The 9,807-nt window shown below is 63.7% G+C and carries 11 protein-coding genes; 3 read left to right on the forward strand and 8 right to left on the reverse strand.

The annotated features are described in order from the left end of the window. Window positions 1-708 (forward strand): FAD-binding oxidoreductase (locus EOA33_RS13475; RefSeq protein ID WP_145989132.1); only part of this gene is annotated, 708 nt, incomplete at its 5' end. Between the two features lie 78 nt (window positions 709-786). Here EOA33_RS13475 and EOA33_RS13480 read toward each other — a convergent pair. After that, complete coding sequence (locus tag EOA33_RS13480; RefSeq protein ID WP_245482330.1) at window positions 787-2,253, reverse strand: MFS transporter; 1,467 nt, start codon at window positions 2,251-2,253, stop codon at window positions 787-789. A 93-nt stretch (window positions 2,254-2,346) separates the two neighbouring features. On the opposite strand from EOA33_RS13480, the gene EOA33_RS13485 reads away from it, so the two are divergent. Next, window positions 2,347-2,865, forward strand: a complete 519-nt coding sequence (locus tag EOA33_RS13485) for a MarR family transcriptional regulator (protein ID WP_127405833.1) — start codon at window positions 2,347-2,349, stop codon at window positions 2,863-2,865. A 22-nt stretch (window positions 2,866-2,887) separates the two neighbouring features. Here the strand turns inward: EOA33_RS13485 and EOA33_RS13490 are convergent, their stop codons facing one another. The 5 genes from EOA33_RS13490 to EOA33_RS13510 form a co-directional block, all read right to left on the reverse strand. Then, window positions 2,888-3,274, reverse strand: coding sequence for a RidA family protein (locus EOA33_RS13490; protein WP_127405834.1), 387 nt, complete (start codon window positions 3,272-3,274; stop codon window positions 2,888-2,890). Window positions 3,275-3,355: 81 nt separating this feature from the next. Continuing rightward, complete coding sequence (locus EOA33_RS13495; RefSeq protein WP_127405835.1) at window positions 3,356-4,672, reverse strand: MFS transporter; 1,317 nt, start codon at window positions 4,670-4,672, stop codon at window positions 3,356-3,358. Window positions 4,673-4,705: 33 nt separating this feature from the next. Beyond that, window positions 4,706-5,494, reverse strand: a complete 789-nt coding sequence (locus EOA33_RS13500) for an SDR family oxidoreductase (RefSeq protein ID WP_126058814.1) — start codon at window positions 5,492-5,494, stop codon at window positions 4,706-4,708. Between the two features lies 1 nt (window position 5,495). Continuing rightward, a complete protein-coding gene (locus EOA33_RS13505; protein WP_245482331.1) occupies window positions 5,496-6,440 on the reverse strand; it encodes a D-2-hydroxyacid dehydrogenase family protein in 945 nt (314 codons plus the stop codon). 58 nt (window positions 6,441-6,498) lie between these two features. Continuing rightward, window positions 6,499-7,245: an RraA family protein gene (locus tag EOA33_RS13510; protein WP_126058813.1), complete on the reverse strand. Its 747-nt coding sequence runs from the start codon at window positions 7,243-7,245 to the stop codon at window positions 6,499-6,501. 158 nt (window positions 7,246-7,403) lie between these two features. Between EOA33_RS13510 and EOA33_RS13515 the strand changes: the two genes are divergently transcribed. Next, window positions 7,404-8,282: a LysR family transcriptional regulator gene (locus tag EOA33_RS13515; protein ID WP_245482332.1), complete on the forward strand. Its 879-nt coding sequence runs from the start codon at window positions 7,404-7,406 to the stop codon at window positions 8,280-8,282. Between the two features lie 120 nt (window positions 8,283-8,402). Here the strand turns inward: EOA33_RS13515 and EOA33_RS13520 are convergent, their stop codons facing one another. Together EOA33_RS13520 and EOA33_RS13525 are read right to left on the reverse strand one after the other, a co-directional pair. Next, window positions 8,403-9,440 (reverse strand): MBL fold metallo-hydrolase, encoded by a 1,038-nt coding sequence (locus EOA33_RS13520; RefSeq protein ID WP_127405836.1) that lies wholly within the window; start codon window positions 9,438-9,440, stop codon window positions 8,403-8,405. Continuing rightward, a partial coding sequence (locus EOA33_RS13525; protein WP_145989133.1) for a multidrug efflux MFS transporter occupies window positions 9,415-9,807 on the reverse strand: 393 nt, incomplete at its 5' end. The genes EOA33_RS13520 and EOA33_RS13525, both read right to left, overlap by 26 nt.

A 9,807-nucleotide genomic window follows, 5' to 3' on the forward strand; every position in this document is an offset into this window, starting at 1 on the left:
CCGCAGGACGGCAGCGGCAATCCGCGGCTGATCGCTCCGGCCTTTGCCGAGGCAGCCCGCAGGATGGGCGCGGAGATGATCGAGGAAGCCGAGGTCGAGAGGATCAGCAGCAATGGCTCCGGCTTCGTCGTCGCCAGTTCAAAAGGGGCGTTCGCCGCCGAGTGTTTGCTGAATGCCGCCGGCGCCTGGGGCGCGCGCATCGCCGCGCAGTTCGGCGAAGAGGTCCCGCTCGACGCCCGCGGCCCACAGATGGGCGTGACCGAGCCGGTACCGCATCGGATTTTGCCGGTAGTCGGCATCTGGGCGCGTGACAAGGAATACGGCGCCTATCTGCGCCAGGTCGAGCGCGGCAACATCGTCTTCGGCGGCGCGGCCGAAAGGGTATCGGTCGACCTTGATCCCGGCCATGCGATCGCCGACCCCCTGCGTCTGCCGACGCAGTTGCGCGCCGTCGCACGGCTACTGCCGGCAATCGCAAAGGTCGCGGTCATCCGCACCTGGTCCGGCTGCGAGGGCTATGTGCGGGATATGCTGCCGGTCATGGGATGCTCGGCGACGACGCCGGGCCTGTTCCACGCCTTCGGCTTCTGCGGACACGGCTTCCAGCTCGGGCCCGGCGTCGGCGACGCCATGGCCGAACTCATCACGACCGGCCGTTGCGAAACGCCGCTCGATGATTTCAGGATCGACCGCTTCAGCCGCGCCTGAAGAAGCAGCAAGGAATCGACGACCACCGATTGCCCTGCAGCCTGAGCGGACGGTAGCGGCTTCGACGCTGTTTTAGGATCACAGCTCCACTGGCTGAGCATGTCCTTGGTGCTTGTTGAACCGAGGCAGCAGCCCGATGCACAGCACCAGTGCAACAATGATCAGAAGCTGGCTGGCGATGACGGTGGCGAAGGCCTGCGCGATGCCCGTTGGTTCCAGCGCCAGATAGAGCGTGCCGAGCGTCGCGACGCCGAGCGCCAGGCCGGACTGCTGCAGCGTGATCAGCACACCGCTGCCGACGCCGGCAAGATGGGAGGGAACGTCGCCCAGAACGGCGCGGAACAGGCCTGAAAACAGCATCGACTGGCCGGCGCCGATCAGCACCAGGGCCGGCGCCAGTTCAACCAGGCTGACCCTCGGCCAGCCGGCTAGCGTGATGCCGATCAGCAATCCCAGGCCGAGCGCCTGGATGATGCCGCCCGCCGCCAGCGCGGCGCGGCCGAAGCGCCCGATCACGCGCGGGCTAACCACCGAGCCTATGAAGAACATGATTGCCATCGGCAGGATGGCCAATCCGCTTTGCAGCGCGTTGGCGCCGAGCCCGTTCTGGACGGTAAGCGCGAAGACGAACATGAAGGCGCCAAAGCCGACGCTGAACACGGTGACCATGGCAAGCCCGCGCGCCATCGAGGGCAGGCTGAGCAGCGAGGGCGGCAGAAGCGGCACCACGCCCCGCGCTTCCGTGGCCTTCTCGACCATGGCGGTGAGCATTGCGAGCATCACGGCGGCGGCCAGCATCGCCTTGGTCCAAGCCGGCCAGCCGAGCGAATGGCCTTCGGTCAGCGGCACCAGCAGGGCCGTCAACGTCGCCGCGAACAGCACGGTGCCGGGCAGGTCGATGCCGGCCGGATGCGGCGAGCGGTTGGCCGGCACGACCAGCCGGGAAGCGAAGAAGACGATGATGCCGAGCGGGATGTTGACGAGAAAGATCGGCCGCCAGGAGGTGCCGAACAGGTCGGCGCTGACCAGCAGCCCGCCGGCGAGCTGGCCGACAATCGCGGCAATGCCCGAGGTCGCGCCGTAAAGCGCGATCGCCCTTGTCTTGCGCTCTCCCGGCAAGGTCGCCTGGAAGGTCGCCAGCACCTGCGGCACCAGCATCGCCGCCGTCGCGCCCTGGAGCAGCCGGGCCGCGATCAGCGCATTGATGGTCGGCGCCAGGCCGCAGGCGAGCGACGCCAGGATAAAGCCGGCAAGCCCTGCGAGAAACACTCTGTGGCGGCCGAAACGGTCGCCGAGCCGGCCGCCCAGCACCAGCATCGCCGCATAGGCCACGCCATACACCGACACCACCAGCTCAAGCGCCGCCGGCGTCGCCTTGAGCGAGGCCTGGATCGTCGGCAGTGCCACGTTGACGATGAAGAAATCGGCGATCGGCAGGAAGGCGCCTGCGAGCAGCACATGCACGCCAAGGTCATGCAGCCCGCCGGCGCGGGCCATCGACCGCGCGGAATGCCGGACAGGACCGGCAGATGTCGGATGGGTCACGGGAGTCTCCATATACTTATATGACGATAGTTATGTTTATATAATCATTATTGTTATATACATATTCGCGCGCGGTCTGTAAACTCCACTTCCATGACCAACGACGATTCTACCGCCCGCAAGACTCACCCCTTGACGGTCCGCTGGGCCGACCTGGCCGACCTCATCCTGATCGTTGCGCGTGAGATCCAGTTCCGGGGCTACAGCGACGAGCGCGCCGTGCAGCTGTCGCAGTCGGAGGGCATGGTGATGCGCCACCTCGTCCTGCACGCCTCGGCCACGCCCAGCCAGATCGCGGCCGCGACCGGCCTGCAGCGCACCAATGTGTCGCCGGTGCTGCGAGATCTGGAAACAAAGGGGCTGATCGAGCGGCATGTCGATCCGCAAGACCGCCGCGGCGTGAGTGTCCACCGCACGCGGCGCGGAGCGGAAAACTATGCCTTGGTGCGCAAGGAATGGGGCTCCGCCGTCTCCGCCGCCGCCGGAGGCGATACCGCCGGTCTCGACGCCGCGGTCGCGCTTCTCAAGACTATTGAAGCTGGCCTCACCGCGACGCGGCCAAACGTCAGCGACAAGCCGGTGCGAGACCCGGTCCGCCGGCAAGGCATTTAGCCCCCAGGCTCTTGTGCCGAGATCAAGAAGTTTCCTTGATAACTGCGATGAATTCTGATTGCACCAGGAACGGACTGTCTGGCGGCAGCGGTTGAACATGTCGTGCCGGCCGTGACTCGGGATTGGGAAACATTCGCAGCCATTCTTCGTTCACGGCATTCCGGTCGCCGCTGTCGCGGAGATAGATGTCCACCTTGACGATGTTCTCCACGCTGCCGCCGGCGGCCTCGATGATGGCACGCATGTTGGCAAATAGGTTGGCCGACTGATCCGCCATTTCGGACGGCAAATCGTGCGTGATCGGGTTCACGCCATGAACCGCTCCCGAAAACACCATGCTGCCGATCCGGCAGGCATTGGGAACTGGATGCCGGTGGCTCAGTCCCTTTACCGATATGCTCTTGCGCATCGCTTTGCTGACCTCGCGAGGTGTGTTCGATGAAACGATTGGTATCTTGCGATCCCGGCGCCCGCGTGTGCATCCGCACGGCTATCGTCTCGCGCGCAAGGCCGGGGTCTGGCCCTGCGGCGAAGCGGCACCGATATCGGAACGCGGCGCGGAAGGCTCATAGCTGGAGCTCAGTTGAATTCCGCGCGTCTCAGGCAGCATGAGGGTTGCGGCAAACGCGATGCTGTAGCCCAGCAGTGCGACCAGGCCGATGGCCTCCGCCAGGCCTATATGCTGCGCCAGTATCCCGATCATCGACACAGCCGCCGCGCCGGCCGCCTTACCGAAATTATAGGCGAAGCTCTGACCGCTCGCGCGAATGGCGGAGGGGAAAAGCTCGGTGAAGAATGGCCCCAGCGCGGCATAGTTTCCGATCGTGAAGAAGCCGAACGGCGCGCCGAGGACAATCAGCGGCCAACCCGAGAGCGGCAGGAACATATAGGCGATGGTGATCGACCAGGAGCACAGCAGAAACAGCTGGAACGTCCGCCGCCGGCCCAGGCGATCGGCCAGATATGCGCTCGCCAGGAATCCGAAGAACGAACCGCCGGTCACCACGAAGACATAATATCCCGAGGCGCCCGGCGACAGCTCGCGCACCGTCTTCATGAAGGTCGGCAGCCAGTTGACGATCGCGCCACCGACACCAATCACGCCGAATGCAAGCAACGACGAGAGCACCGTTGTCGGCAATGTTTCCGGCTGGAAGATCGCGCCCAATCCCGGACGATTTCCGGTCTTCTCGACGAGCTCGCGCGTTCTGACGAAGATCTCCGGCTCCTCGAGCTTACGCCGTAGATAGAGAACCAGAAGGCCAGGAAGGACGCCAATCATCAACAGAACACGCCATCCATAGTCCTGGGGAAAATACGCCAGGACCAATCCTGCCAATATGGCGGCCGCGCTCCATCCAACGCCGAAGCCGCTCTGGACCGTTCCGACGGCCTTGCCACGATGCTCGGCGCGGATGATCTCGCCCATGAGAACCGCGCCGGCGGCCCACTCGCCGCCGAAGCCCAGCCCCTGCAGGATGCGCAGGAACATCAGCTGCTGAAAATCCTGCGCGAAACCAGCAAGGAAGGTGAAGCTGCAGAACCACAGGATCGTGAGCTGCATGATGCGGGCCCGGCCAAAGCGGTCAGCGAGGTAGCCGCAGGCCCATCCTCCAATTGCCGCGGAGAGCAACGTTGCCGTTGCCAGATAGCCAGCCTGTGCCGTCGACATTCCCCAGGCCGCGATGAGAATTGGCAGCACGAAGCTGAAGAGCTGTGCATCCATCGCATCGACGGCCCAGCCGGCAAAACAGCCCCAGAAGGTGTTCCGCTCTCGCTCCGTCAACTCTTTGTACCAAGTGAACATTTCTTCCTCCCGTAGTTTCCTCGCGACGGCCCGCTAAACGACCAATGGTGTGAGGCCTCCGTCCATGGTCAGCGAAGCGCCGGTCACGTATGAGGATCTTGCGCTGGCGAGAAAAAGCGCGGCGTCGGCCACTTCTTCGGCCCGTGCGTAGCGCCGCAGCGGTATCCGCTGCTCATTGAGCCGCAGCAGCTCTTCCGGCGTCTTGCCGGTCATCCTGGATTCCACTTCGAGCGACAATTGCAGACGTTCGGTCATGGTAGCGGCGGGATTGAGCACGTTGACCCTCACGCCCGCCGGCCCCCAGGCAGCCGCGAGCCCCGCCGAGGCGAGCATCAGTGCTGCGTTGGCGGCTCCGCCGGGCAGATGCATGGGTGAGGCGACTTTGCCGCCCGTGCCGACGATGTTGACGACTGTGCCGGCCTGCCTTTGCACCATCAGAGGCAGGACATAGTCCATGACGTTCATGTAGGTGAAGAATTTGGCGTCCATCGCAATGCGCCACTTGTCTGGCGTCAGCTCGTCAGGAGGAACTCGCCTGGCGCCTCCAGCCGAATTGACCAGTGACGCAATCGGGCCCACCTGGTCCTCGACGATGGCGACCATTTGCTTCGCGGCAAGCCCGTCCGACAGGTCGGCGGCGAAACTCGCCGCCGACAGGCCATCGGCAGCAAGCTTCGCCTTTGCGGCGTCCAGGTTCTGCTGGCTGCGCGATACGATCACCACGCGGGCACCTTCCCTCGCGAAGGCGCGCGCGCAAGCCAGCCCTATTCCCTTGCTGCCGCCGGTTATCAGGACGACCTTGTCGTCGAGTTCGAGGTTCATTTCAGTGATCCTGTCTCAGGTCATGGACACTATGGACGTTGATCGGGTTCCCCTCGGCGAACGCGACGATCTGGTCAAACGCGTTGCCGTAGGCGAATTCGTAATTGTCCCGTTCAACGTAGCCGAGGTGCGGCGTGCACAGCGCATTGGGAAGCCCGAGCAGGGCATCGGCCGCATCGGTAAGCGGCTCGCGTTCGAAGACGTCGATGGCGGCCTTTCCGGGGCTGCCGCTCTTCAGCGCCGCCACCAGCGCTCCGGGTTGAATCAATTCGGCGCGGCTGGTGTTCACCAGCAATGCGGTCGGCTTCATCAGGGCCAGGTCATCAGGACCGATCGCACCGGCGGTCTCGGCAGTCAGCCGCAGGTGCAAACTGAGAACATCCGACAGCCTGAACAACGTGGCCCTGTCGGAAGCGGTTTTGAAGCCCTCGGACTGGGCGCGGGCAAGCGAGCCTTGGCGGCCCCAAACCAGCACCTCCATGCCGAAGGCCCTGCCGATCTGCGCGACCATCGAGCCCAATCTGCCGAAACCGTAGATGCCGAGAACACGGCCCCTCAGACCAAGCCCGATGGTCGTCTGCCAGTGGCCCTGGCGCAGCGATGCGGTTTCAAACGGGATGTTGCGCATCGCTGCGATGATCAACCCCCAGGTAAGTTCAACCGTGGAATAGGACGGGCGCGCTGTGACCGCGGAGGAAACGATGACGCCGTGCCTGTCGCAGGCGCCCAGATCGATGTGGGGAATGTGGCCGTTCTGGCTGATGAGCTTCAGGTTGGGCAGGCGGCAGAGCAGGTCTTCACCGACCCGGGTTCGCTCGCGCATCAGTACCAGCACATCCGCATCGGACAGCCGGTCCGCCAGGACGTCGATATCCGCGACGATGTCGGTCCAGATGCTGACGTCATGGCCCTCCAGCTTGGAAAAGCAATCCAGCGTGCGAACCACGTCCTGGTAATCGTTGATGATGGCGACGCGCAGTTTTCGCGATGAATTTCTTGTCGCGTTACGCATTGCTGGGCAGGTCCGCTACGGCGACGCCGGAGTCGATCGCCTCGCACTTTGCCTCTTCGAACGCCGACTTCTTCAACGCTTTCGCGAGAACCTCGGCGGCTCGCGCGATCGGGATGAAGCAGACACCGGTTTCGTCGGCGACCACGATGTCGCCCGCCCCTACCCTTATGCCGGCGATCTGGATGTCGCCATTGATCTCCACGGTTTCGATACGCCATTTGCCCGTCGCCGGCGTGACCTCCGTGGCCCAAAGCGGATATCCGACCCGGCGCGAATGCCCGAGGTCGCGAATCCCTCCGAAGACGATTGCTCCGGCTTCCCCCTGCCTCTTTCCCGTCTGGGCCGAAATCCCGCCCATGTTGGAAACGCCGGCGACGCCGTCTATGACGATCACGTCGCCCGGCAGCGCCAGGTTGTGAGCTTCGAACTCCGCCATGCGATTGACGTGGTTTCTCGCCGTCTCGTAGACATGCTCGCGCTGCAGGATGTTGCGCACCGTGAGCGCCGGACCGACAATCGAAGCCGAGGGCAAGGTCGGCTTCAGCGTCGATGCGCCGACGACACCGGTGATGCCAAGCTCATCCATAATATCCGAAATGACGCTCGTGGCGTCGCCGATCCGCTTGAAGCCGTCGATCAATTCCTTCGACGGCCGCGGCGTTCGCATCAATCGGATGCGCTCGGCGCTGATCTTGCCGGTGAGCTTCGGCAATACGTCCGCGAAAGCGAGATCATTCATGACGTGTCCTCTGTTTTGTACGGAGCTTTTACCACCGGCTGCGAGGTTCACGTATTCACTCGCATGTGTTCGGCTGCTCGTTCGAAACAGGATTGCCTGTCCGGTTCGGCGCGTCCAATTTAGATTTAGACACGAGCATCATTTCCCAGGTGAATAACGTGCGCCTCGATCTGAACCTGATCGCAGTCCTTGAAGCCATCATGCTGGAAAGAAATGTAACGCGCGCGGCCTCGAGCCTGGCGATGAGTCAACCTGCGGTCAGCAATGCCCTGCGGCGCGCCCGCAAGCTGACCAAGGACCAGCTCTTTCTCAAGACCGCGTCCGGGGTCGAACCTACTTCACGCATGGTCGCGATGTGGCCTGAACTTCATCGTTCGCTTACGGCAATCCGTGCCTCCTTCGCGCCCGACGACTTCGATCCCGCATCGGGCGCGACCAGTTTCCGGATCGCGATCACAGACAGTCTGGCGATGGAAGCGGTCAGCGCGATCGCACTGAGGTTACAGGCAGCGTCCCCACGCGCCCGCGTTTCTTTCGCCATCCATACCCATGAGGCCTCGCTGGACGCAATCGATCGCGGCACGCTCGACTGCGCGGTAGGCATGTTTGCCTCGCTGCCGAGAGAAGTGCATGTGCAAAGTCTGCGGACGGATCGCTATGTCTGCGTCATGCGCAGCGGGCACGATCTGGCCCAGGGCCTGACCCTGGACCAGTTCACCGCTGCGGCGCATGTTCTGGTGACCCCATCAGGCCTGGGGCTGGGATTGGTGGATGGCTGGCTCAGCCTGACGGGGCGCACAAGGACGATCGCTGCCGTGGTCAATCATTTTTCCGACGCGCTGAGGATCGTCTCGCGCAGTGACCTTCTCACCTGCGTGCCGCTTGGCTTTTTCAGCGGGCCCTGGCGCGCCGTCACTGATGAGCCCCGGTTGGTGGTGCGAGACCTGCCGTTCGAGACGGAGAAACTGCTCTACAAGCTGATCTGGCACGACGACTGCACACCCACCCCGCCCACCAATGGTTTCGGGCACTGGTAGCAGACGTTTGCGGATCACCCTTGGGTGTCCCGCCGAGTGGAAAAGAAGCCTCCGCTGGGCAGGTGTAGCCTGCCTTGCGAAGCGGAACGACTTACGCGCGACTGTGCTCCCGGCAAACGTCTAGCCGTAGTTCAAGGGCACATAGGTGTAGACATTCTCGGCGTCGTGGCGCACGCGACCCAGGCCGGGAAACGATATGTGCGCGCCGCCGACGATGTAGCCGTTCTTTGCCGCATCCGCGAAAGCCAGCCTGTGCACGTTTTCGGCCTCCGAAGCGTCCCCATCGTACCCGATGGTGACGGAGGGATCTTTGAATTGCACGGCAGCGACATGCACGACGTCGCCCCACAGCACGACCTTCTCGCACCCGCTCTCGACCACGTACATGGTGTGCCCGGGAGTGTGCCCGTAGGCTGCCTGGGCGCGCACGCCGGGCACGAGGTCGGTGTCGCCTTCGAAGACGGCGAGCTTGCCGGCTCGCATATAGGGCGTGATCGATGCGACCGCGGCTTCAAAAAACCGCCTCGCCTCTGCCGGAGCAGCGCGCAGGCTTGCCTCGCTAAGCCAGAAGTCCGTGTCCCGTTTGTCGACACGCACGATTGCATTGGGAAAGACCCGATCGTTGCCGGCCATAAGACCACCGACATGATCCGTGTGCAGATGCGTGAGGTAAAGCTCGTCTACCTGCTCTGGTCGATACCCCGACGCGCGCAGATTGCCCACCAGCTGGCCCGTAGTTGCTCCCAGCAGCGAGCCCGCACCGGCGTCGATCAGGACCAGCTTGGCTCCGGTGTTCACGAGGAAGGAATTGTGCGAGGTCTCCACGACGTCGCCGAGGTAGTCGCGCTTCAAAGCGTCTTCGATCCGCGCCGGGTCGCCTCGCAGCAACTTCGTGGCGGGCAGCATATTGGTGCCGTCGGACAGCGCCGTCACCTCGAAGTCGCCGACCGTCAGGCGATAGAAACCGGGCGCCCGGCTTTTCGCCATGGGCGCATCAGCGAGCACAGGCCCCGCAAAGCTGCAGGCAAGGCAAAGGCAGCCGCCAGCCAAAAAGGCGCGACGGGTGGGATTGACGGCATCGCTATTGCTCGACCCGGGCTGGACAGGGGCGTCGGTGTCGTTGAACAGGCGATCAAGCGTTAGCCGGGGGGCGACCATTTTCCAACCTCTGTCTGCGCTCTGGCGCGGCACTGCGGATGGAAGGAAGCCCTTCCGCAAGTTCCTCGTTGCCGAAGTCTTGCATCCGGGCCGCGATCTCGTGCGCGTACTGTTCCCGGAAATAGCAAGCCCGTCTAATTTCATTGTCAGGGGCGGCCTTATTACTCCCTTGAATAACCCCTGCTGGACACGATGCGCGACATGCTGGAAGGCCGGCGCAGGCTAACAAGGAAGGCCGAACCCTCAAGCAGTGGCCGAAATCGAGCGCCGCCGGCGCCTTGGGCGAGGCCTGGATCGTCGGCAGCGCCACGTTGACGATGAAGAAATCGGCGATCGGCAGGAAGGCACCGGCGAGCAGCACATGCAC

It is taken from the genome of Mesorhizobium sp. M4A.F.Ca.ET.050.02.1.1, assembly GCF_003997725.1.
Taxonomy (GTDB): domain Bacteria; phylum Pseudomonadota; class Alphaproteobacteria; order Rhizobiales; family Rhizobiaceae; genus Mesorhizobium.

Excerpts from the sequence above, each read along its gene's own strand:
- EOA33_RS13485 (WP_127405833.1), top strand. The coding sequence starts at position 2,347 with ATGACCAACGACGATTCTACCGCCCGCAAGACTCACCCCTTGACGGTC.
- EOA33_RS13520 (WP_127405836.1), bottom strand. The coding sequence starts at position 9,440 with ATGGTCGCCCCCCGGCTAACGCTTGATCGCCTGTTCAACGACACCGAC.
- EOA33_RS13495 (WP_127405835.1), bottom strand. The coding sequence starts at position 4,672 with ATGTTCACTTGGTACAAAGAGTTGACGGAGCGAGAGCGGAACACCTTC.
- EOA33_RS13500 (WP_126058814.1), bottom strand. The coding sequence starts at position 5,494 with ATGAACCTCGAACTCGACGACAAGGTCGTCCTGATAACCGGCGGCAGC.
- EOA33_RS13490 (WP_127405834.1), bottom strand. The coding sequence starts at position 3,274 with ATGCGCAAGAGCATATCGGTAAAGGGACTGAGCCACCGGCATCCAGTT.
- EOA33_RS13510 (WP_126058813.1), bottom strand. The coding sequence starts at position 7,245 with ATGAATGATCTCGCTTTCGCGGACGTATTGCCGAAGCTCACCGGCAAG.